Here is a 23,241-nt window from a genome sequence, read left to right on the forward strand (position 1 = left end):
GCGCGGGTCGCCCGCGGGTCAGTCGTCGTCGTCCTCGTCGTCCAGGTCGTCGTCGTCGTCGCTGTCGCCGTCGGTGCTCTTCACCGAGGGGACGTCGATGCCGACCACGGCCGGCATCGCGGCGATGTCACCCACGAAGGCCAGCTCCATGCGGACCTCGTCGATCGGGTCGGTCCATTCCACCGGGAAGCAGATCTCCTCGCGGCCGACGTCCAGCGTCTGCGCGGGGTGGCCGTTGACCGAGACGTTGGCCAGCAGCGAGCGGCCATCCGTGGTGCGCATGTCCACACGGATCGTGCCCTTGTGGCGGTAGCGCCGCCGAAAGGGCAGCCGGAAGTTGACCACGCCCACCGGGCCCTTCGGGCGGGCCGTGGCCAGATCGGTGCCGGGCACGGCCTCCAGCGTCCACCCTTCCGGAAACAGGCTGTAGAACACGCGCGCCTGGCCCTGCCAGCCGCGCTGGGTGATCATGTGCAGCCGGTCGAGCACCTCCATCACCTTGGCCTCGATGACCTCGACGCTGTCGATGTTGTCGGGCAGCCAGGCGTCCTTCATGGGCAGCGCGTCGCCGTTCTTCAGGTAGCGCTTGGCAAACAGCTCGTTGCTGACACGGAAGCGCTCGCGCAACTCCGCCACGCGCTCGCGGCTCATGAAGAAGCGCGAGCCCACGCCATTGGCCGTCAGGCGGCAGGCCAGGTCCTGCACCTGCTTGTTGCGCAGCGAACTGGCGCCCTCGTCGCGCTTCACCTTCATCAGCAGCGCAGCGAACTGAGCGGCCAGGCTGGGGTTGGTCTCCTCCTGCTCGAGGTTCAGCTTCTGCGGCTCGGCGATGCCGATGGCATGGAAGAAGTCGGCCAGCAGGTCCTTGTCGTAGAACGAACTGCGCTGGAACACGCGCGCGTGCACACAGCCCTCGCCCAGCGCCAGCTCCATGCCCTGGCAGACCTTGAGGTAATCCAGCGGGCGGCGGCGGATCCAGCGGTTGACCCGGTCATCGCTGTCCAGGTCGAAGCGCTTGTAGACCTGCTTCTGCTTCTGCAGCAGCGAGGACTGGATCCACTCGACCTGCTCGCGCACGTACATCACCACCATCGGCTCGAAGCCCTTGAAGACCTCGGCGAAGTGGCTGAGGTGGTCGGGGTCGAGCCGCCACAGCCCCTCGTTGGAGAGGATCATGTGGCGCCCGGTGGGCAACACCCGCGCGGCCTCGGCCGCCCACTCGGCCCATCCGGGGTGGTCGGGATTGTCCCAGGCCAGTTTGTGCTTGGCGGAACGCGGCATGGTGCGCCGGCTCTCGACCACGTGGTAGCCCAGCTGGGCCAGGGCCTCTTCGTTGCGCTTGAGGGCGAGTTGAATGCTGGTCGTTCCGGTCTTTCCGGTACCGACATGCAGGATCAGCTTGGGCACGAGCAGGGCTCCGTGGAAGGGTGTGGGACGGTTTCTTAAACTGGTAACGAGCATAACGTCACCCGAGCGATGCTCCCATCCCACATTGGTGTGGTGCTGTCCCCCAACCGAGGGCTGGCGCGAAAAAAGCCGCGAAACGCCCTGTTCATCCCACTCCAGCCGTGGGACATGTGCGCCGAAGATGCGGGCAGGCCTGAGCTGTCCAACAGGCCGTCCGATTTAGGAGACACACATGACCGACTGGTTGCGTCGCATCAGTCAGGCCCAGCGCGTGATGCTGGGCTTTTCGACCCTGTCGCTGACCTTGCTGGGTCAGGGCCTGTGGGCCGCCACCCTGTTGCCCTCGGACACCGGGTTGTGGTTTGCCGGCGGCTCCGGCCTGCTGGCCTGCCTGGGCCTGCTCAGCGGCTGGGCGGTGCGGCAGAGCATCAAGGCACCGGTGGAGGACACCGCCAGCGCCGTGCAGCAGATCGCCCAGGGTGACCTGGAGATCCGCATCGAATCCCCTGGCCGGGACGAGCTGTCCTGGCTGCGCCATGAACTCAACAGCATGCGCAAGAAACTGCGCTCGATGCTGCTGGACATGCGCCAGGGCATCCATGGCGTGGCTGCGGCCTCCGAGGAGATCGCCAAGGGCAACCAGGACCTGTCGGCGCGCACCGAACAGCAGGCGGCGGCCCTGCAGCAAACCGCCAGCACCATGGACCAGCTGGCGCACACCGTGCGCGGCAACGCCCAGCATGCCCGTGAGGCCAGCCACGCGATGGAGCAGGCGCGCGAGGTGGCCCAGCAGGGCGACCAGCTGATGCAGGACGTCGAGCAGCGCATGCGCGACATCCACCAGAGTGCCCAGCGCATTGGCGAGATCATCGGCGTGATCGACGGCATCGCCTTCCAGACCAATATCCTGGCGCTGAACGCCGCGGTGGAAGCTGCACGCGCCGGCGAACAGGGCCGCGGCTTCGCGGTCGTGGCGGGCGAGGTCCGCACGCTGGCCCAGCGCAGCGCCGCCGCCGCCCGCGAGATCAAGGACCTGATCCTGGATTCCGGCGCCAAGGTCGATGCCGGCAGTTCGCTGGTCTCCACCGCTGGTGAGACGATGCGCGCGCTGCAGGAGCGGGTCAGCCGGGTGTCCTCGCTGATCGGCGAGATGGCCAGCGCCAGCGGCTCGCAAAGCGAGAGCATCGACCAGGTGCACGCCGCCATCGCCCAGATCGACAACGCCACGCAGCAGAACGCTGCGCTGGTCGAGCAGGTGGCTGCGGCCGCCGGATCGCTGCGCCAGCAGTCGGAATCGCTGGCCCAGGCTTCGCAGGTCTTCCGCGTCAAGCCCTGACGGCCGGGCGCCCGCTCGGCGACAATCGGGCCTGCCGACCCACCGTCGGCAGGCCTTTTCCCGTTCGAGCATGTCTTCCCTGTCCCCCGGTCTGTTCATCCGCGGTTTCGAGCCGCCGCTGCGCCTGCGCGATTTCCGCCTGGTCGCGTTCGACATGGACTCCACGCTGATCAACATCGAGTGCGTGGACGAGATCGCCGCCGCCGCCGGCCGCAAGGCCGAGGTGGCCGCGATCACCGAAGCCGCGATGCGCGGCGAGATCACCGACTACAAGGACAGCCTGCGCCGCCGCGTGGCCCTGCTCAAGGGCGTGCCGGTGACCGCGCTGGACGAGGTATACAACCGCCACCTGCACCTCAACCCGGGCGTTGAAACCTTCGTCGGCGCCTGCCAGGCCGCGGGTCTGAAGACACTGCTGGTCTCGGGCGGCTTCACCTTCTTCTCCGACCGCATCAAGCACCGCCTGGGCCTGGATTTCGCCCGCGCCAACGTGCTGGAGATGGACAACGGCGTGCTCACCGGCCGCCTGGTCGATCGCCCCTGGGGCGACATCGTCGATGGCGCCGAGAAACGCCGCGTGGTGCTGGAGGTGTGTGAACTGATGGGCATCGCGCCCACCCAGGCGATCGCCGTGGGCGACGGCGCCAACGACCTGCCGATGATGAGCGTGGCGGGCCTGTCGATCGCGTTCCACGGCAAGCCGGCGGTGCGCGACCAGGCGATGCTGTCGATCGAGACCGGCGGCATGGACCGCGCGCTGGACGTGTTGCGCTGATCCCGGCGCCGCGACAAGCCCCCCGCTTTTTCCGTCTTTAGCTCCCGCTCCGGCCGGCCGATAGCCGGAGCATGAACCGCATCATCGTCATCCATCCCTCGGGTGAGCGCCGCGAACGTCTGGCGCAGGCCCTCCAGCCGCTGGGCGGCCGCATCGTCGAGGCCTTCAGCCGTGGCGACAGCCTGCAACGCCTGGCCGGCCCCGACGGCCAGCGCCGCGGCGACCTGGTGGTGATCGATCTCAGCGACTGGGCAGTGCCCGGCACCGCCCTGATCCGTGCGCTGCGCCGCCAGGTCACCAGCCCGCTGCCGGTGCTGGTCTGCCTGCCGCCTCAGAGCCAGATGCCCGAGCTGGCCGCACAGGCGGCCCGCACCGCCGGTGCCAACCTGCTGCTGCCCAGCCAGGCCAGCCTCGCCGAGCTGACCGAATCCGCAGCCATGCTGCTGGGCCTGCCGATGCGCCCTCTGGCGGGCGCCGCCCACGGCCAGCAGCGCCTGATCGACGCCTGGCAGCAGCAGCTGGAGCTGGTCGCGCTGCCCGATACCGCCGCCCCCACGGTGGTCTCGGCGCGCCGGGTGTTCGAGTCGCTGCTGAGCCTGCGCGAGGATGAACGCGGCGGCGAAGCCGCGCTCGCCCTGACCGGGCTGGCGGGCGGGCCGGTGCCGCTGGGGCGCTGGGGGGGCTGGTACCACCCGGCCCATGAAACCGTGGCCGGAGAAACTGAGCTCTCGCGCCGCCGCCAACGGGTGCAGCCACTGTGCCTGCTCTTCGACGCCGGCGGCCAGCGCTTCGCCCTGCCGCTGGACGCCGAGGTGGCGCCGGGTTGCTGGTGGTCAGACGGTCATCCGCTGCCACCGATGCAGGAGCCGGTGGCCGCCCTGCCGCTGGTGCGCCTGTTTGGCAGCTCGGGCTTTCGACGCCTGCTGTGCACCGACCGCGCGACCATCGTGCTGCGTCGACAGGAGGCAGCCCAGGTGCACGAGCAGGGCCTGAGGGTCGACGAGGTGCTGGGCATCGAGCCGCTGGCGCTGGACCCCTGCCCGCCCGCCACCGCGCTGGCCAGTGGCTGCCAGGCGCTGGCGATCGACCGCGACGGCGAGCCGGTGCTGGTGCTCGATGGCCGGCAGCTGTGGCTGCAGTTGGCCGCGCTGAGCACGCCGGTCAGTCCGCGCTGAGCACGCCGGGCAACCTGCGCCCCTCCCGGGGTACCCGCAGGCCCGTCAGCCCGCCAGTTGCGCCCAGACCTTCTCGAGCCGCTTGACCGACACCGGTTGCGGCGTGCGCAGCTCCTGGGCAAACAGGCTGATGCGCAGCTCCTCGAGCTGCCAGCGGAAATCGTCCAGGCGCGCATCCGCCTGGCCTTTGCGCTCGGCCAGGCGGCGCTGGTAGCGCTGCTCCAGCGGCCGCAGTTCGGCCAGGCGCTGGCTGTCGCGGGCGGGATCGGCGCGCAGCTTGTCCAGGCGCATCACCACCCCCTTCAGGTAGCGCGGGAAATGCTGCAGCTGCGTCCAGGGGGTCTGCAGCACAAAGCGCTTGGGCATCAGGCGGGCCAGCTGGGCGCTGATGTCCTCGGCCACCTCCTTCGGTGGCTTGGCGTCCTTGAGCTTGCGCGTGGCGCCGGCGTATTCGGTCAGCACCGTGCCGGCCAGGCGGGCCACCTCCTGGGCAATCAGGTTCAAGCGGCTGCGGCCCTCGTCAATCCGCCGCTCGAAGGCCAGCCGGTCCTGGGGCAGCGGGTCGGCCAGGAAGGCACGGTCGACCGCGATGTCGATGATCTGCGCCTTCAGCTCATCGGCCGTGCCCAGCGGCATGTAGGCCACCGCCATCTTCGTCAGGTCGGGGATGTTCTTCTCGAGGTATTTCAGCGGCTCCTTGATCTGCAACGACACCAGGCGGCGCAGGCCGGCGCGGTGCTTGTGCGCCGCCACCTCGGGCTCGTCGAAGACCTCGATCTCGACATGCGCGCCCTTGTCGATCAGCGCCGGGAAGCCCACCAGGGTCTGACCGCCCTTGCGGATCTCCATCAGCTCGGGCAGCTCGCCGAAGGTCCAGGCCGTGTGCTGGGCGGGCGCAGTGTCAGCCGGTGGCGCCGGCGGCTTCACGGCGGCCTGGATCGCCCGTCCACCGCTCTCGGTGCGGACGACCCGGGGCTGCGGTGCCGGGGCCGGTGCGGCCAGCTTCAGCGCCGCCAGGGCCTGGAAGGCCGAACGCGCCTGGCCGCCCAGTTCGGCCTTCAGCGCGGCCAGCTGGCGGCCCATGCCCAGCTGGCGGCCATGCTCGTCGACCACCCGCAGGTTCATGAACAGGTGCGGCCCCAGCTGCTCCAGCTTGAAGTCGTTGCGCTGCACCGCCAGCTGGGTGCGCTCGCGCACCGCCTTCAGCAGCACATCCACCAGCGCGCCCTGACCCGGCTCAGCGGTGGCGCAGAACTCGGCAACGAATTCGCCCACCGGCTGCAGGCGGGCGCGCGGCTTCTGGTGCAGGCTCTTGATCAGTGCGGCCACCTTGGCCTCCAGCATGCCGGGCACCAGCCAGTCGCAGCGTTCCTCGCTGACCTGGTTGAGCGCATAGATCGGCACGGTGACGGTGACGCCGTCCTTGGCGTCGCCGGGCTGGTGCAGGTAGCTGACCGCGCAGTCCACGCCCCCCAGGCGCAGCGTGCGCGGGAAGGCGGCGGTGGTGACGCCGGCGGCCTCGTGGCGCATCAGCTCGTCGCGGCTGAGGTGCAGCAGGCGCGGGTGGGCCTTGCTGGCCTCGCGGTACCAGCGCTCCATCGTCGCGCCGCTGACCACGTCCATGCCGACATGCTCGTCGTAGTAGGCAAAGATCAGCTCATCGTCGACCAGCACGTCCTGCCGGCGTGACTTGTGCTCCAGCTCCTCGACCTGGGCGATCAGCTTGCGGTTGTGGGCCAGGAAGGGCAGCTTGCTGTCCCACTCGCCGTTCACCAGGGCCTCGCGGATGAAGATCTCGCGTGCCGCCTTGGCGTCCACGCGGCCGAAGTTCACCCGCCGGCCGCTGTAGATGACGATGCCGTAGAGCGTGGCGCGCTCCAAGGCGATCACCTCGGCGGCCTTCTTCTCCCAGTGCGGCTCCAGCAGCTGGGTCTTGAGCAGGTGGCCGGCGATCGGCGGGATCCACTGCGGCTCAATCGCCGCGAGGCCACGGCCGAACAGGCGCGTGGTGTCGACCAGTTCGGCCGCCACCAGCCAGCGGCCCGGCTTCTTGCTCAGGTGCGCGCCGGGATGGCGCCAGAACTTGATGCCGCGCGCGCCCAGGTACCACTCGTCGTCATCGGCCTTGCAGCCCACATTGCCCAGCAGGCCGGCCAGCATCGACAGGTGGATCTGCTCGTAGGTGGCCGGGCTCTGGTTCAGGCGCCAGCCGTGCTCGGTGACCACGGTCATCAGCTGACTGTGGATATCACGCCACTCGCGCACCCGGCGCGGGCTGACGAACTGGTCGCGCAGCCGCTGCTCCTGCTGGCGGTTGCTGAGCTTGTGGGTGTCGACCTGCTGGCCGGCCTGGCCGGCATGGCCGTGGTTGCCGCGGCCGGCCTCGATCCAGGTCCACAGCTTGAGGTAGCCCATGAACTCGGACTTCTCGTCGTCGAAGAGCTTGTGCTTCTCGTCGGCGGCCTGCTGCTGCTCCAGCGGGCGGTCGCGCACGTCCTGGCCGCTGAGTGCCGAGGCGATCACCAGCACCTCGGCCAGCGCCTGGCGGTCGCGCGCCTCCAGGATCATGCGGCCCACGCGCGGGTCCAGCGGCAGCTTCGACAGCTCGCGGCCGATGGGGGTCAGCTCGTTGGCCTCGTCCACCGCGCCCAGCTCGGCCAGCAGCGCATAGCCGTCGGCGATGGCCTTGCGCGGCGGCGCCTCCAGGAACGGGAACTCCTCGACCAGGCCCAGGCCCAGCGCCTTCATGCGCAGGATCACCCCGGCCAGTGAGGAGCGCAGGATCTCGGGGTCGGTGAATCGCGGCCGGCTGTTGAAGTCCTTTTCGTCGTACAGGCGGATGCAGATGCCGTTGGCCACGCGGCCGCAGCGGCCGGCGCGCTGGTTGGCCGCGGCCTGGCTGATCGCCTCGACCTGCAGTTGCTCGACCTTGTTGCGGTAGCTGTAGCGCTTGACGCGGGCGTCCCCGGTATCCACCACGTAGCGGATGCCCGGCACGGTCAGCGAGGTCTCGGCCACGTTGGTCGCCAGCACGATGCGCCGGCCGTTGCCGGCCGTGAAGACACGGTCCTGCTCGGCCTGGCTCAGGCGGGCGAACAGCGGCAGGATCTCGGGCTGCGGGCCGTGGCGGTGGTGCTGGGCGGCATGCTTGCGCAGGTGGTCGGCGGCCTCGCGGATCTCGCGCTCGCCGGGCAGGAAGACCAGGATGTCGCCCGGGCCCTCGCGCCAGAGTTCATCCACCGCCTCGGCGATGGCGTCGTTCTGGTCGAAATCCTTGCGCTCTTCAAACGCCCGGTAGCGCTGCTCGACCGGAAAAGTCCGCCCGCTGACCATCAGCACCGGGGCTTTTCCCCGGGCGCTGGCGAAATGCTCGGCAAAGCGATCAGCGTCGATCGTGGCCGAGGTGACGATGATCTTCAGGTCCGGCCGGCGCGGCAGGATCTGGCGCAGGTAGCCCAGCAGGAAGTCGATGTTGAGGCTGCGCTCGTGCGCCTCGTCGATGATCAGCGTGTCGTAGGCACGCAGCAGCGGGTCGGTCTGGGTTTCGGCCAGCAGGATACCGTCGGTCATCAGCTTCACGCTGGCGCCGGGCTGCAGCCGGTCATTGAAGCGCACCTTGTAGCCCACCACCTCGCCCAGCGGCGAGTTCAGCTCCTCGGCGATGCGCTTGGCCACCGAGCTGGCGGCAATCCGCCGCGGCTGGGTGTGGCCGATCAGACCCGCGCCGCCGGCACCGCGGCCACGGCCCAGCGCCAGCGCGATCTTGGGCAGCTGGGTGGTCTTGCCCGAGCCGGTCTCGCCGCAGACGATGACCACCTGGTGCTCGCGCAGCGCCTGCGCGATCTCCTCGCGCCGGGCACTGACCGGCAGGCTGTCGGGAAAGTGGATCGGCGGCACCGGCGTGGCCGGGACCGGCGCGCGGGGGGCCCGGGGCGGGCGCGGCGGCCGAGAAGAAGCGGGAGTCGGAACAGTCACAGGGGCGCGATTATCGGGCCGCCGTCGACGGGCATGCCCTTCACGCCCGGCAACGCCAGCACACTGGGGCACAATCCCCGGCGCGATGATGGATCTGGTATTTCCCCACACCTTCGTGCCCTGGTTTCGATCGGTGGCACCGCATATCCATGCCTATCGGGGCAAGACCTTCGTTGTCGGCATCACCGGCGAGGCGATTGCTGCGGGCAAGCTCAATGCGCTGGTGCAGGACCTGGCGATCCTGCATGCCATGGGGGTGCGCCTGGTGCTGGTGCATGGTTTCCGTCCGCAGGTCGACGAACAGCTGCGCGCCAAGGGCCTGACCTCGAAGTTTTCCCAGGGCCGACGCATCACCGACAGCGTGGCGCTGGACTGCGCCCAGGAGGCCGCCGGTCAGCTGCGCTTCGAAATCGAAGCGGCGTTCTCGCAAGGCCTGCCCAATACGCCGATGGCCAATTCCACGGTGCGGGTGGTGTCGGGCAATTTCCTGACGGCGCGCCCGGTGGGCATCGTCGACGGCGTGGATTTCGTCTCCAGCGGCTTCGTGCGCAAGGTGGACGCGGTGATGATCCGCCGCGCCATCGACATCGGTGCGCTGGTGCTGCTGTCGCCCTTTGGTTTCTCGCCCACCGGCGAGGCCTTCAACCTGACGATGGAAGACGTGGCCACCGCCACCGCGGTGGCGCTGCAGGCCGACAAGCTGCTGTTCCTGACCGAGGTGCCCGGCGTGCGCGAATCGCTGGACGACCCCGACAGCCCGATCGACACCGAGCTGGCCCTGGCCGACGCCGAGCGACTGCTGGCCCGCCTGCCCGAGAGCACGCGCCCCACCGACCCCGGCTTCTACCTGCGCCACTGCATCGAGGCCTGCCGCGGAGGTGTCGAGCGCTCGCACATCCTGCCCTTCGCCTCGGATGGTGCGCTGCTGATGGAGATCTTCACCCACGATGGCATCGGCACCATGGTGGTCGACGAGAAGCTGGAAAGCCTGCGTGAAGCCGGTGCCGATGACGTTGGCGGCATCCTGCAGCTGATCGAGCCCTTCGAGCGCGACGGCACCCTGGTCAAGCGCGACCGCACCGAGATCGAGCGCGACATCGCCAATTACACGGTGATTGAGCACGACGGCGTGATATTTGGCTGTGCGGCGCTCTACCCATATCCCGAGGCCATGACGGGCGAGATGGCAGCGCTGACCGTGTCCCCGCAGGTGCAAGGCCAGGGCGACGGCGACAAGATATTGAAGCGCGTGGAGCAGCGCGCCCGTGCGGCTGGTTTGGCCTCGATTTTCGTGTTGACCACCCGGACCATGCACTGGTTCATCAAGCGCGGCTTCAGTCCGGTCGACCCGGACTGGCTGCCCGAGGCGCGCAAGCGCAAGTACAACTGGGACCGGCGCTCGCAGGTGCTGGTCAAGAAGCTCAGCTGACATTCAAGAGGACTCACCATGGCACGCACCGTTCAATGCATCTTTCTCAAGAAGGAAGCCGAGGGGCTGGATTTCCCGCCATACCCGGGCGACCTGGGCAAGCGCATCTACGACCAGATCAGCAAGGAGGCTTTCGAGCAGTGGAAGCGCCACCAGACGATGCTGGTCAACGAGAACCGACTGAACCTGGCCGATCTGCGCGCCCGCCAATACCTGGCCCGGCAGATGGAGCAGTTCCTGTTTGGCGGCAACGCCGACCAGCCCACGGGTTTTGTGCCGCCGGCGGCCTGATGTCACGCCGTCCCGGGGTATTTTCAAACTGAAACAGCCCGGCCTGAAGCAACCAGAAAATCAGGTATATACTGCGGTTTCCCAGTAACGGGATTCATGGAGTATCGAATGCCCTCCCCTTCCATTCAAGAATTGCTGGCCCAAAAGGCCGCCCTCGAAAAGCAGATCGCTGACGCCCAGCGTTCGGCGCGCGCGGACGCCATCGCCAAGGTCAAGGCCCTGATGGCCGAGTACGGCCTGACGGCGGCGGACCTGGCCGGCCGTGCCCCGGCGGCCCCGAAGCCCGAAGGCGGCAAGAAGGTCGCCGCCAAGTACCGTGATCCCGCCACCGGCCAGACCTGGACCGGCCGCGGCCTGAAGCCCAAGTGGCTGACCGCCGCGCTGGCCACCGGCAAGCAACTGAGCGACTTCGCCATCTGAACCCGCCGGGGCAACCGCCCCGGCCTCGCACAAGGGCAGCCCGCGGGCTGCCCTTTGTCTTGTCTGCACCTCGTCTAGACTTGCACCGGTGATTCCCCACGGCTTTATCCAGGATCTGCTGAGCCGCACCGACGTGGTCGAGGTCGTTGGCCGCCATGTCGAGCTGAAGAAGGCCGGCATCAACTTCAAGGGCCTGTGTCCCTTCCATGGCGAGAAGACGCCCAGCTTCATCGTCAGCCCGTCGCGCCAGACCTACCACTGCTTCGGCTGCGGCGCGCATGGGGACGCGCTGCGCTTCCTGACCGAGCACCACGGGCTCAGCTTCATCGAAGCCGTCAAGGACCTGGCGCAGTCCGCCGGCATGGTCGTTCCCGAGGACGACGCGAGTCCGGCTGAGCGCGCCATGGCCGCCCAGCAGCGCGAGCGCGAGTCCAGCCTCAGCGAGGTGCTGAGCCGGGCCTGCGACCACTACCGCCGCCAGCTCAAGGGCAGCCCGCGGGCGATCGACTACCTGAAGCGGCGTGGCCTGACCGGTGAGATCGCACTGCGCTACGGCCTGGGCTACGCACCGGAAGGCTGGCGCGGCCTGGCCAGCGTCTTTCCGCGCTACGACGATCCATTGCTGGCCGAATCGGGCCTGGTCATCGTCCAGGGTGCAGACGAAGGCAGGCCCGAGGCCGAGCAGAAGCGCTACGACCGCTTCCGCGACCGCATCATGTTCCCGATCCGCAACGTCAAGGGCGACGTGATCGGCTTCGGCGGCCGGGTGCTGGATCAGGGCGAGCCCAAGTACCTGAATTCGCCCGAGACACCGGTCTTCCACAAGGGCCGGGAGCTGTACGGCCTGTTCGAGGCCCGCACCGGCCTGCGGCAAAAAGGCTATGCGCTGGTGACCGAGGGCTACATGGACGTGGTGGCGCTGGCCCAGCTGGGCTTTCCCAATGCCGTGGCCACGCTGGGCACCGCCTGTACCGATGACCACGTCAGCAAGCTGCTGCGCTTCACCGAGCAGGTGGTGTTCAGCTTCGATGGCGACGCGGCCGGGCGCCGTGCGGCCGGCCGCGCGCTGGAGGCCGCCCTGCCCTACGCCAGCGACACGCGCAGCTTCCGTTTCCTGTTCCTGCCGCCCGAGCATGACCCGGACAGCTACATCCGCGCCCACGGCGCCGAGGCCTTCGAGGCCCAGGTGCGCTCTGCCGTGCCGCTGTCGCGCCAGTTGCTCGAGCACGCCGCGATCGACTGCGACCTGGCCACCGCCGAGGGACGCGCGCGCATGCTGGCCCAGGCCCGGCCGCTGTGGAACGCCCTGCCTGAAGGCAGCCTGCGTCTGCAGTTGCTGTCCGAACTGGCCCGCGCCGGCGGCGTGCCGGTGCCGGAGCTGACCGGTCTGTGGCAATCGCAGTCCACGCGCGAGCGGCCGCCGCGCCGTGACGACGAGGGCGACGGCCGTTCGCCATCGGACGACGCCCCCGGCCGCCCGCGCTGGCGCCGCGAGGCCGCGGCCCGTGCCGCGCCCGGCCGCCGCGTGGCACCACGCAGCCCAGAGGATCGGGCGGTGCAGATGCTGTTCGGCGAGCCGGCCTGGTGGGACCGGCTGGACCCGCCGGAGCACCACCTGCTGCACGAGTTGCCCGCACCGCACGGCCCGGCCATCGCCTGGCTGGAGCGGGACCTGGCCGAGCATGGCCCGCGGCCCTGGGCGGTGCTGCGCCAGGCGCTGGCCGCCGACGACAGCCTGCCCGCCGACTCACGCAGCCTGGCCGACGGCGACGCCTTGCCCGACGCCTGCTTCGAGGACCTGGCCGCCGCCCTGGGCCTGCTGCGCCTGCGCGAGCTGGACGCTGCGCTCGACCGCCTGGCCGCCAGCGACATCAGCAGCCCGGAACAGATTGCCCGCTATCGCGCGCTGTCCGAAGAGCGCCGGGTCCTGCGCGAGCGCCAGCGTGAACTGAGCCAGCGCGCGCCCGCCGAGTGAGCTGCGCGGCTGGCGCGGGCGCCTGCTCAGGCGCCCAGTCTTGGGTATAATCCAAAGCTTCACGCCGCAAGAGTGACAGCAGCACCTCCGGTCCCGGCCACCCTCGACAAGGGCAAGCACACAGGCCACCTCTCCCGCAAGGGCTGCACAAACCCCCGTTCACGCGAGCTTGCCGGCGGATTCCTCCCGTACCGCGATGGTTCGGTGACGCTGACGCGTCGCCGGATGGATCATTGCGATCGCGATGGCATCCACCGGCCCCCTGCACCGCCTCGAGACCACGCATGACCGCCAAGAAGACCGCTGCCAAGCCTGCTGCCAAGCCCGCCGCCAAACCTGACGCCAAGGCCGACGCCAAGGCAGCCAAGCCCGCCAAGGCCCTGGAGGCCGACGAGCCCAAGAAGGCCAAGGCCACCGCCAAGGCAGCGGCCAAGCCGGCGGAAGAGCCCAAGGGCAAGCCTGGCCGCAAGCCCAAGGCCGAAACCACGGCCGCCAAGGGCAAGAAGAAGGCCGAGGAAGCCGAGGAGGACCTGGGCGACATCGAGGCCGAGCTCGAAGGCGAGGTGGATGCCGAGGTAGCCGAGGTCGAGGCCGACGAGTCCGAGGACAAGGCCAAGGCCAAGCCGCTGCGCATGAAGGTCAGCCGCGCCAAGGAGCGCGCGCTGATGCGTGAATTCGGTCTCGACGAGACCGCCCTGACCGAAGAGGAAGTCGCCAAGCGCCGCCAGGAGCTCAAGACCCTCATCAAGATGGGCAAGACGCGTGGCTACCTCACGCACCAGGAAATCAACGACCACCTGCCCGAGAAGCTGATCAACGAGGAAATCCTCGAGGCGATCATCTCGATGCTCAATGACATGGGCATCGCGGTCTACGAGCAGGCCCCCGACGCCGCCACGCTGCTGATCAGCGGCAGCAACACCGCCACCGCCACGGACGAAGAAGCCGAGGAAGCCGCCGAAGCGGCCCTGTCCACCGTCGACAGCGAATTCGGCCGCACCACCGACCCGGTGCGCATGTACATGCGCGAGATGGGCTCGGTCGAACTGCTCACGCGCGAGGGCGAAATCGAGATCGCCAAGCGCATCGAAGGCGGCCTGCAGGCGATGATGCTGGCCATCAGCGCCTCGCCCACCACGATCGCCGAGATCCTGGCCATGGCCGACCGCATCGCCGCCGGCGACATGCAGATCTCCGAGGTGGTCGACGGCTTCGTCGCCGAGGACGAGGCCGACGACTATGTGGCCGAGGAAGACTTCGACGAGTTCGACGAAGAGGACGACGACGACGGCAACGGCGGCTCCAAGGCCCTGACCAAGAAGCTCGAAGAGCTCAAGGCCGCGGCGCTGGAGAAGTTCGGCACGCTGCGGGCGCACTTCGACAAGATGCGCAAGGCCTACGAGAAGGAAGGCTACAAGTCGGTGGCCTACAACAAGGCCCAGCACGCGATCAGCGAAGACCTGATGACGATCCGCTTCACGGTCAAGACGATCGAGAAGCTGTGCGACATCCTGCGCTCGCAGGTCGACGACGTGCGCCGCTACGAGCGCGAGATCCGCAAGATCGTCGTCGACAAGTGCGGCATGCCGCAGGAGCACTTCATCAAGGCCTTCCCGCCCAACGCCCTGAACCTGAAGTGGGCCGAGAAGGAAATGGCCTCGGGCAAGCCCTATGCCGCGATCCTGGGCCGCAACCTGCCGGCCATCCAGGAACTGCAGCAGAAGCTGATCGACCTGCAGGCCCGCGCCGTCGTGCCGGTGGAGGACCTCAAGGAGATCAACAAGCGCATGAACGAGGGCGAGAAGGCCTCGCGTGACGCCAAGAAGGAGATGATCGAGGCCAACCTGCGCCTGGTCATCTCGATCGCCAAGAAGTACACCAACCGCGGCCTGCAGTTCCTCGACCTGATCCAGGAAGGCAACATCGGCCTGATGAAGGCGGTGGACAAGTTCGAATACCGCCGCGGCTACAAGTTCTCGACCTACGCCACCTGGTGGATCCGTCAGGCCATCACCCGCTCGATCGCCGACCAGGCCCGCACCATTCGTATCCCGGTGCACATGATCGAGACGATCAACAAGATGAACCGCATCTCGCGCCAGCACCTGCAGGAGTTCGGCTACGAGCCCGACGCCCCGACGCTGGCCGAGAAGATGGAGATGCCCGAGGACAAGATCCGCAAGATCATGAAGATCGCCAAGGAGCCGATCTCCATGGAAACGCCGATCGGCGACGACGACGACAGCCACCTGGGCGACTTCATCGAGGACACCAACAACGTGGCCCCGGTGGAAGCGGCCATGCAGGCCGGCCTGCGCGACGTGGTCAAGGACATCCTCGACAGCCTGACCCCGCGCGAGGCCAAGGTGCTGCGCATGCGCTTCGGCATCGAGATGTCCACCGACCACACGCTGGAGGAAGTGGGCAAGCAGTTCGACGTCACCCGCGAACGCATCCGCCAGATCGAGGCCAAGGCGATCCGCAAGCTCAAGCACCCGAGCCGCTCGGACAAGCTGCGCACCTACCTCGACAACAACTGATCAGGGCCCATCGCCGCGCGCGCTACACTCAAAGCCAATGGCCACGATCAAGCGTCGCATCGTCCTGTTCGCTGACCTGCGTGGCAGTACCGCGCTGTACGAGACCCTGGGCAATGCCCAGGCGACCACGCTGGTCACGCGCACCATCACCACCCTCGCCCGCCGGGTTCCGGCGGTCGGCGGACAGCTCGTCAAGACGCTGGGTGACGGCCTGATGGCCGTCTTTCCCAATGTGCGCGCCGCGGTGATGGCGGCGGTCGAGATGCACGAGGCGCTGGGCGAGGTGTCCGCCTGGGCACCCACCTCGCAAGGCCGCGACCTGGACGCCACCGCCCGCCTGCAGCTGCAGGTGGCCGTGGCGGCGGGCGAGGTGGTCGAGGTCGGCGGTGACTGCTTTGGCGACGCGGTCAACGTGGCCGCCCGGCTGATCGACCATGCCGGCGACAACGAGACCCTGATCACCCGCGAGGTCTTCGACGAGCTGCCCTGGGAGGCCCGCACCCGCTTTCGCCACCTGGACAAGGTGCACCTGCGTGGCCGCGCCGAACCGGTGGACGTCTACCTGCTGGCTGGCCGTGGCGCCGACACCGCCGCCACCCAGCTGGAATCGCGCGTGGGCGTCAGCGAGCCGCGCGGCCTGCGCCTGGACCTGGCCGGCCAGACCCACGACTTCAAGCTCGACCAGTTCCCGGTCATCCTGGGGCGCAGCACCACCTGCTCGCTGAAGGTTGACGACGCCCGCGTCTCGCGCGCCCATGCCCGCGTCGACCTGATGGGCGGCGCGCTGCAGCTGACCGACCTGAGCATCAATGGCAGCTTCGTGCGCTTCGCCGGTGACGACGAGGTCATCAGCCTGCGCCGCTCGGCCTGCACGCTGCACGGCAGCGGCGAGATCGGCCTGGGCGCCTCGCCCCTGAACCCCAAGGCTGCCCGCCTCGGCTTCACGGTGCTGGTCGGCGACGCCGTCTGAGCACTGTCAACGTTCCCGTCCCGCCATGACCGAGCCCCGCTCGAATACCCCCGGCACGGCCATCCTGCTGTGCAATCTCGGCACCCCCGATGCGCCGGACGCACCGGCGCTGCGCCGCTACCTGGGCGAGTTCCTCTCCGACCCCCGGGTGGTGGAGCTGCCCGCCTGGCTCTGGCAGCCCATCCTGCGCGGGGTCATCCTGAACGTGCGCCCGGCCAAGTCGGCGGCCAAGTACGCCACCGTCTGGACCCCCGACGGCTCGCCGCTGCTGGTCTGGACCCAGCGCCAGGCAGCCCTGCTGCAAGGCTGGCTGGGCGAGCGCGGCGTGCCCGTGCGGGTGCGCCCGGCGATGCGTTACGGCCAGCCGTCGATGGCCTCGCAGCTCGATGCGCTGCGTGCCGAAGGCGTGCAGCGGGTGCTGCTGCTGCCGGCCTATCCGCAGTACTGCGGCGCCACCACCGCCAGCACCTTCGACGCCTTTGCCGCCTGGGGCCGCGCACAGCGCGTGCTGCCCGACAGCCGGTTTGTCGCCGGCTACCACGACGACCCCGGCTACATCCATGCGCTGGCCGAGAGCGTGCGCCGCCACTGGCAGCGCGAGGGCCGCAGCCCGATGCTGGTGACCAGCTTCCACGGCATGCCCGAGCGCACCCGCACGCTGGGCGACCCCTACCACGACCAGTGCCAGGCCACGGCCCGGCTGCTGGCGCAGGCGCTGGAGCTGCCGCCCGAGCAGTTGCGCGTCACCTTCCAGAGCCGCTTCGGCAAGGCCAAGTGGCTGGAGCCGGCCACCGAGCCCACGCTGGAGGCCCTGGCCCGCGACGGCCACACGCGGGTGGATGTGGTCTGCCCCGGGTTCTCGGCCGACTGCCTGGAGACGCTGGAGGAGATCGCCCAGGAGGGCCGCGACGCGTTCCTGGCCGCGGGCGGCCAGCAGTTCCACTACATCCCCTGCCTGAACGACGATCCGCTGCACATCGCGGCGCTCGGCCAGATCGCCCAGGACGCGCTGGCCGGCTGGCCGCGCTGAAACGGCAACGGCCGCCCGCAGGCGGCCGCTTCCGGGGAGTCAGGCGCGCTTGATCAGCGCTTGTTGCGCAGCTTCATCAGCTGCGGCAGCACCAGCACCGCCGCCACCACGGCCAGGATGCTCAGCGACACCGGCCGCTGGAAGAACACACTCCAGTGGCCTTCGCCGATCGACAGCGCATTGCGCAGCTGGGCCTCGGCCAGCGGGCCCAGGATCATGCCCACGATCACCGGCGCCGTGGGGAAGTCGAAGCGGCGCAGCAGCACGCCCAGCACACCCACCGCGAACATCACGTACAGGTCGAAGGCGCTCTGGCGCATGCCGTACACGCCCACGGTGGCGAAGATCAGGATGCCGGCGTAGAGCTGGGGCTTGGGAATCTTCAGCAGCTTCACCCACAGGCCCACCAGCGGCAGGTTCAGCACCAGCAGCATCACGTTGCCGATGTAGAGCGAAGCAATCAGGCCCCAGACCAGGGTGCTGGAGGTCTGGAACAGCTGCGGTCCCGGCTGCAGGCCGTAGTTCTGGAAGGCCGACAGCAGAATCGCGGTGGTCACCGAGGTGGGAATGCCCAGCGTCAGCAGCGGCACCATGGTGCCGGTCACCGCGGCGTTGTTGGCAGCCTCGGGGCCGGCCACGCCTTCAATGGCGCCGGTGGTGCCAAACTCTTCCTTGTGCTTGGACAGCTTGCGCTCGACCGCGTAGCTCAGGAAAGTCGGGATCTCGGTGCCGCCCGCCGGAATGGTGCCAAACGGGAAGCCCAGCGCCGTGCCGCGCAGCCAGGCGGGCCAGGAGCGCTTCCAGTCGTTGCGGTCCATGTGCACGCGGCCCGACTTGTTCAGCGAGACTTCACTGCGGCCCTCGTACAGCGTGGTGTAGAGCGCCTCGCCGATCGCGAACAGGCCCACGGCGATCAGCACCACCTCGATGCCGTCCATGAACTCGGGGATGCCGCCGGTGTAGCGCACGCTGGCGGTGATCTGGTCAATGCCCACCAGTCCGATGGCCAGACCGATGAACAAGGCCGTGATGCCGCGCAGCGTGCTGGCGCCCAGCACCGCGCTGACGGTGGTGAAGGCCAGCAGCATCAGGCAGAAGTACTCCGGCGGGCCCAGCTGCACCGCGTAGTCGGCCACGATGGGGGCGAACAGCGTGACCAGCACCGTGGCGATGGTGCCCGCCACGAAGGAGCCGATCGCCGAGGTGGCCAGGGCCGCGCCGGCGCGCCCGCTCTTGGCCATCTTGAAGCCCTCGAGCGCGGTGACCATGGTGCCGGTCTCGCCCGGGGTGTTGAGCAGGATCGAGGTGGTCGAGCCGCCGTACATCGCGCCGTAGTAGATGCCGGCGAAGAAGATCATCGACGCGGTGGGTTCCACCTGCGAGGTGATCGGCAGAAGCATCGCCACCGTCACCGCCGGGCCCAGGCCGGGCAGCACGCCGATCGCGGTGCCCAGCACGCAGCCCACGAAGGCCCACATCAGGTTGATGGGCGTGCCGGCCGTGACGAAGCCGTTGAGCAGTTGTTGCCAGATGTCCATGGTGCCCGCCTCCTCAGAGCCAGCCCGAGGCCGTCAGGCCCGGCAGGTTGATCGCCAGCAGCTTGGTGAACAGCCAGAACACCGGCGCCGAAATCGCCAGGCCCACCGCCAGGTCCATGCCACTGTCGCGCAGGTTGCCCGCCGGTTTGCCCTCGGACAGGCGCAGACCGCGCACCGCCAGCGCAAAGCACAGCGCGCAGCTGAGCACGAAGCCGACGGTGGTGATCAGGCTGGCATTGAGCAGCACGCCGGCCGACACCCAGGCCATGGCCTTCCAGTCGCCTTGCGCGGCGCCAGAGGGTGCCTCGGCGCTGCGGTAGCCACCGGTGCGCGCCTCGCGCACCAGCAGGATGCCGCACAGGATCAGCACCACCGACACCACCCAGGGCAGGAAGTTGGGCCCCACGCCTGCGTAGCCGGCGTCGGAGGAGATCTGTGTGGCGCCATAGGCCATGGCCAGCCCCACGGCCAGCACGCCCACGCCGATCCAGGTCTGGTGACCGGTGGGGGGCAGCGGGTGGTGCTCGGCCTCGGGCGCCTCGGGAAGAATCTGCTGATAGGACATGACATCCCCCGCCGCTGTCCCGGGCGGGCGCGGCTGTGTGGTGGTGTGGGTGGGTTGGGGAGGTGGGTGCAGCGCCCGGCCGCCGTCAGCGGCGCCGGGCGCGCTCGGGCGTCAGACCATGCCCGACTTCACCATGATCGCGCGCAGCGAGGCGAATTCGCGGTCGACGAACTCATCAAAGGCCGGGCCGGTGAGCACGGCCGGCGTCCAGTCGTTCTTCTCGAGGGCTTCGGCCCAGGACTTGGACTTGACGGTGGCCAGCACCAGGTCGGTCAGCGCCTTGCGCTGCGCCGGCGTGATGCCCGGGGCGGCGTAGACACCGCGCCAGTTGCCGATCTCGACGTTGATGCCCATCTCCTTGAGCGTGGGGATGTCCTTGCTCTGCTTGCCGGTCAGGCGCGTGGCCGAGGTGACGGCGATCGGCCGCATCTTGCCCGCCTCGATGTACTGGGCGAACTCCGAGAAGCCGCTGCCGCCGATGCTGACGTTGCCGCCCAGGATGGCGGCGGTGGCCTCGCCACCCCCACGGAAGGGCACGTAGTTGATCTTGGACGCGTCGATGCCGGCCTCGCGGGCGATCATCGCCGCCGCGATGTGCTCGGTGGAGCCCCGCGAGCCACCGCCCCACTTGACGCTGCCCGGGTCCTTCTTCATGGCCTCGACCACGTCCTTCATGGTCTTGAAGGGCGAGTTGGCCGGCAGCACGAAGACGTTGTACTCGCTGGTCAGGCGGGCGATCGGCGTGGCCTGCGACAGGGTGACCGGCGGCTTGCCGGTGATGATGCCGCCCAGCATCACCGCCCCCATCACCATCAGCGCGTTCGGGTCGCCCTTGCTGGCGTTGACAAACTGCGCCAGGCCCAGTGCACCCGCGGCGCCACCCTTGTTCTCGTAGGCCACCGACGCGACCAGGCCGGCGTCCTGCATGGCCTTGCCCAGCGCGCGGCCGGTGGTGTCCCAGCCGCCGCCCGGGTTGGCCGGCACCATCATCTTGACGGCCGGACCGTTGGCCAGGGCGGCCAGCGGCAGGCCCGAGCCGGCGGCCAGGGCGGCCAGGGACTTGAGGAAGGTATCGCGACGCATGGCTTGTCTCCAGTCTGGTTGAGCGTGGCCGTGATGGTCGCGACAGGCGCTGTCAGTTGGCTGTCCAGGACACCCGGGAAAACACCAGTCCGCGCCTGCGGTATGGTGCGGGCCGTGAGCCAGGTGCTGCTGATCGAAGACGACGAGGCGATGCGTGCCACGCTGCAGCGCACGCTGGAGCGCCGCGGCTACCAGGTCGCGACCTGCGGCGACGGTGGCCAGGCGCTGGCGCGCTGGCAGGCGCTGCGGCCCGACCTGGTCCTGCTGGACCTCAGCCTGCCCGGCCAGGACGGCCTGGAGGTGCTGGCCCAGGCCCGCCAGGCGGGGCTGGCCACGCCGGTGCTGATCCTCACGGCGCGTGGCACGGTGGGCGACCGCATCATCGGTCTCAACACCGGCGCCGACGACTACCTGCCCAAACCCTTCGACCTGGATGAGCTGGAAGCGCGGATGCGCGCTTTGGTGCGCCGCCGCCCCGAGGCGACGACAGCCACCATGGTGGCCGGTCCCCGCTTCGCCGGACTGCAGGTGGATGCCGATTCAGGCGCCGTCTGGTTCAACGATGCGCCGCTGGAGCTGGCCCCGCGAGAGGCGGCGATGCTGCGCACCCTGCTGCAGCGCCCCGGCCAGGCGGTGGCCAAGGAGCGCCTGTTCGAAGCGGTGTTCCCTGGCGAGCTGGAGGTGCAGCTGGAGGCCGTGGAGGTGGTGGCCTACCGGCTGCGCAAACGCCTGGCCCCGACCGGCGTGACCCTGGTGACGCTGCGCGGCCTGGGCTATCTGCTGCGCGCCCCCACCGCATGATGGACGCCCTGCGCCGCCTGTCGCTGCGCAACCGCTTGCTGCTGGGCATTCTGCTGCCGATGCTGGCGGTGATCGCCCTGAATGGCGTGGTGCTGTACCGCCAGGCCTTGAAGGCGGCCGACACCGCCTATGACCGCACGCTGCTGGCCACCGCGAAGTCGATCGGCGACCTGCTCGAGGTCGAACGCGTGGACGGCCGCACCCGGCTCAAGTCCACCCTGCTCTACTCGGCGCTCGAAGCCTTCGAGGCCGACAACCGCAGCCGGCTGTACTACAAGGTCATCGGCTTCGACGGCGAGACCGTCTCCGGCTTCGAGGCCCTGCCCGCCTGGCACGGCCGGCTGCCACAGAAAGGCCCCTACGCGGCGCTGGTGGACTTCTACGACAGCCACTACGGTGCCGTGCCGGTGCGCATGGCCGTGCTGCTGCAACCGGTGACCTGGGACGGCGGCCAGGGCATGGCCACGGTGCAGGTGGCCGAAACGCTGGAGCTGCGCGAAAGCCTGGCGCGCCAGCTGCTGATCGGCACGCTGTGGCGGGAAACCGCGCTGCTGGGCGTGATCGCCGCGGTGGTGGCCTTCGTCGTGCACCGGGCGATGCGGCCGGTGCAGCGCATCAGCCAGTCGCTGCGCCAGCGCGCCCAGGGCGAGCTCTCACCGATCGAGGCCAACGACGCGCCGCGCGAGCTGCGTCCGCTGGTCGAGGCCACCAACCAGCTGATGGGCCGGCTGCGCGACCTGCTCGAGCAGCAGAAGCGCTTCGTGCGCGACAGCTCGCACCAGCTGCGCACGCCCCTGGCGGTGCTCAAGGCCCAGGTGCAGTCGGCGCGCCGCGGCGACCTGCCGGCCGAGGCAGCGCTGGCAGAGATCGGCCAGACGGTGGAGCGCGCCACCGAACTGGCCAACCAGATGCTGGCCCTGGCCAAGGTGGCCCAGCTGCGCCGCCAGGACGATGCGCCGGTGACCGACTGGGCCGAGGTGGTGCGCCAGCTGGCCCTGGACATGGCGCCGCTGATGGCCGAGCGCGAGCTGGACGTGGCCGTGGACCTGCAGGCCGCCCCGGTGCGGGCGCATGAATGGGCGCTGCGCGAGCTCAGCCGCAACCTGATCCACAACGCCGTCAAGCATGGCCCGCCACACTCGGCGCTGACGATCACGCTGCTCAGCGACGGCCGCCATGCCGCCCTGACCATCGCCGATGGCGGACCGGGCATCTCCGAGGCCCAGCGCCAGCGCCTGTTCCAGCCCTTCTCGGCCGGCGACACCCGCTCCGGCTCGGGCCTGGGCCTGTCGATCTGCCACGACGTGGTGCTGGCCCTGGGCGGCCAGATCGCGCTGGAGAACCGCGGGCGGGCGGGTGCGGTCCAGGGGCTGGACGCCATCGTGCGCCTGCCGCTGGCGGCCGCCGCTGAGCGAGAATCGACGCCGTGAAAGAACTGCCCCTGCGTCAGGAACCCGTGCGCCTGGACAAGTGGCTCTGGGCCGCGCGCTTTTTCAAGACCCGCGCGCTGGCGGTGGAGGCCATCGGCAAGCACCGCGTCGAGGTCAACGGCCAGCCCGTCAAGGCCGGCCGCGAGCTGCGCGTGGGTGACCGCCTGACGCTGCGCGACCCCGGCCTGCCCCCGCGCGAGGTCGAGGTTCTGGGCTTGAGTGACATCCGCGGCCCCGCGCCGCTGGCCCAGACCCTGTACGCCGAAACGCCCGAGAGCCAGCAGCAGCGCGAAGCCGCCCGCGAGCAGCGACGCCAGGGCGTGGAGCCGGCGCTGGCCATCGAGCAGGGCCGCCCCACCAAGCGCGACCGGCGCCAGCTGGCCGATTGGCAGCGCTGGAGCGCCTCGCTCGACTGAACCAGCACTTTTTCGAGCGGCGGGCTCTTGAAAACCGGCCTGCCGCCCCAAGATGCCGCCGCATGCCTGAAAAAACCCCAGGCAC

Annotated in this window: 18 protein-coding genes; 13 read left to right on the plus strand and 5 right to left on the minus strand. The window is 69.4% G+C overall.

Features of this window, described 5'->3' with window-relative positions; genetic code table 11:
- Nucleotides 1–18: 18 nt before the first annotated feature.
- The gene (locus tag KAK07_RS03570) at nt 19–1,407 is read right to left on the minus strand and encodes a hypothetical protein (RefSeq protein WP_210853915.1); all 1,389 of its coding nucleotides are present in this window, start codon (nt 1,405–1,407) and stop codon (nt 19–21) included.
- 232 nt (nt 1,408–1,639) lie between these two features.
- Here KAK07_RS03570 and KAK07_RS03575 point away from each other — a divergent pair, with 232 nt between their 5' ends.
- The 3 genes from KAK07_RS03575 (at nt 1,640) to KAK07_RS03585 (ending at nt 4,693) form a co-directional block, all read left to right on the plus strand.
- A complete protein-coding gene (locus KAK07_RS03575) occupies nt 1,640–2,743 on the plus strand; it encodes a methyl-accepting chemotaxis protein (RefSeq protein WP_210853914.1) in 1,104 nt (367 codons plus the stop codon).
- Between the two features lie 70 nt (nt 2,744–2,813).
- Nucleotides 2,814–3,518, plus strand: a complete 705-nt coding sequence (gene serB, locus KAK07_RS03580; RefSeq protein WP_210853913.1) for a phosphoserine phosphatase SerB — start codon at nt 2,814–2,816, stop codon at nt 3,516–3,518.
- Nucleotides 3,519–3,589: 71 nt separating this feature from the next.
- Complete coding sequence (locus KAK07_RS03585) at nt 3,590–4,693, plus strand: hypothetical protein (RefSeq protein WP_210859107.1); 1,104 nt, start codon at nt 3,590–3,592, stop codon at nt 4,691–4,693.
- Between the two features lie 45 nt (nt 4,694–4,738).
- Here KAK07_RS03585 and hrpA read toward each other — a convergent pair whose 3' ends face one another.
- The gene (gene hrpA, locus KAK07_RS03590; protein WP_310740694.1) at nt 4,739–8,590 is read right to left on the minus strand and encodes an ATP-dependent RNA helicase HrpA; all 3,852 of its coding nucleotides are present in this window, start codon (nt 8,588–8,590) and stop codon (nt 4,739–4,741) included.
- A gap of 166 nt (nt 8,591–8,756) precedes the next feature.
- Here hrpA and argA point away from each other — a divergent pair, with 166 nt between their 5' ends.
- The 7 genes from argA (at nt 8,757) to hemH (ending at nt 17,323) form a co-directional block, all read left to right on the plus strand.
- Entirely contained in the window at nt 8,757–10,097 is a 1,341-nt protein-coding gene (gene argA / locus KAK07_RS03595; RefSeq protein ID WP_210854030.1) for an amino-acid N-acetyltransferase, read from the plus strand.
- Between the two features lie 18 nt (nt 10,098–10,115).
- Entirely contained in the window at nt 10,116–10,388 is a 273-nt protein-coding gene (locus KAK07_RS03600) for an oxidative damage protection protein (protein ID WP_210853910.1), read from the plus strand.
- A 108-nt stretch (nt 10,389–10,496) separates the two neighbouring features.
- Nucleotides 10,497–10,808, plus strand: a complete 312-nt coding sequence (locus tag KAK07_RS03605; protein WP_210802145.1) for an H-NS histone family protein — start codon at nt 10,497–10,499, stop codon at nt 10,806–10,808.
- An 88-nt stretch (nt 10,809–10,896) separates the two neighbouring features.
- Complete coding sequence (gene dnaG, locus KAK07_RS03610; protein WP_210859109.1) at nt 10,897–12,783, plus strand: DNA primase; 1,887 nt, start codon at nt 10,897–10,899, stop codon at nt 12,781–12,783.
- Nucleotides 12,784–13,067: 284 nt separating this feature from the next.
- Entirely contained in the window at nt 13,068–15,323 is a 2,256-nt protein-coding gene (gene rpoD, locus KAK07_RS03615) for an RNA polymerase sigma factor RpoD (RefSeq protein ID WP_210853907.1), read from the plus strand.
- Nucleotides 15,324–15,360: 37 nt separating this feature from the next.
- Entirely contained in the window at nt 15,361–16,293 is a 933-nt protein-coding gene (locus tag KAK07_RS03620) for an adenylate/guanylate cyclase domain-containing protein (RefSeq protein ID WP_210853906.1), read from the plus strand.
- Between the two features lie 25 nt (nt 16,294–16,318).
- Nucleotides 16,319–17,323, plus strand: coding sequence for a ferrochelatase (hemH, locus tag KAK07_RS03625; protein ID WP_210859110.1), 1,005 nt, complete (start codon nt 16,319–16,321; stop codon nt 17,321–17,323).
- 53 nt (nt 17,324–17,376) lie between these two features.
- Here hemH and KAK07_RS03630 read toward each other — a convergent pair whose 3' ends face one another.
- The 3 genes from KAK07_RS03630 to KAK07_RS03640 form a co-directional block, all read right to left on the minus strand.
- Nucleotides 17,377–18,861 carry a tripartite tricarboxylate transporter permease gene (locus KAK07_RS03630; RefSeq protein ID WP_210859111.1) on the minus strand — a complete coding sequence of 495 codons (1,485 nt, stop codon included), beginning with the start codon at nt 18,859–18,861 and terminating at the stop codon, nt 17,377–17,379.
- 13 nt (nt 18,862–18,874) lie between these two features.
- Nucleotides 18,875–19,426, minus strand: coding sequence for a tripartite tricarboxylate transporter TctB family protein (locus tag KAK07_RS03635; protein ID WP_210853903.1), 552 nt, complete (start codon nt 19,424–19,426; stop codon nt 18,875–18,877).
- 111 nt (nt 19,427–19,537) lie between these two features.
- On the minus strand, nt 19,538–20,509 hold the full coding sequence (locus KAK07_RS03640) for a Bug family tripartite tricarboxylate transporter substrate binding protein (RefSeq protein ID WP_210859112.1): 972 nt from the start codon (nt 20,507–20,509) through the stop codon (nt 19,538–19,540).
- 102 nt (nt 20,510–20,611) lie between these two features.
- Between KAK07_RS03640 and KAK07_RS03645 the strand changes: the two genes are divergently transcribed.
- Genes KAK07_RS03645 through KAK07_RS03655 form a run of 3 tightly spaced genes read left to right on the plus strand, consistent with a single transcriptional unit; the run spans nt 20,612 to nt 23,156 of the window.
- The gene (locus tag KAK07_RS03645) at nt 20,612–21,310 is read left to right on the plus strand and encodes a response regulator transcription factor (protein WP_210859114.1); all 699 of its coding nucleotides are present in this window, start codon (nt 20,612–20,614) and stop codon (nt 21,308–21,310) included.
- Entirely contained in the window at nt 21,310–22,740 is a 1,431-nt protein-coding gene (locus KAK07_RS03650) for a sensor histidine kinase (RefSeq protein ID WP_210853900.1), read from the plus strand. The genes KAK07_RS03645 and KAK07_RS03650 overlap by 1 nt, the downstream gene beginning before the upstream one ends.
- Nucleotides 22,737–23,156: an Hsp15 family ribosome-associated heat shock protein gene (locus KAK07_RS03655; protein WP_310740695.1), complete on the plus strand. Its 420-nt coding sequence runs from the start codon at nt 22,737–22,739 to the stop codon at nt 23,154–23,156. Before KAK07_RS03650 ends, KAK07_RS03655 begins: the two co-directional genes overlap by 4 nt.
- Nucleotides 23,157–23,241 lie beyond the last annotated feature (85 nt).

Source organism: Ideonella alba (assembly GCF_018069875.1).
GTDB lineage: Bacteria > Pseudomonadota > Gammaproteobacteria > Burkholderiales > Burkholderiaceae_C > Ideonella > Ideonella alba.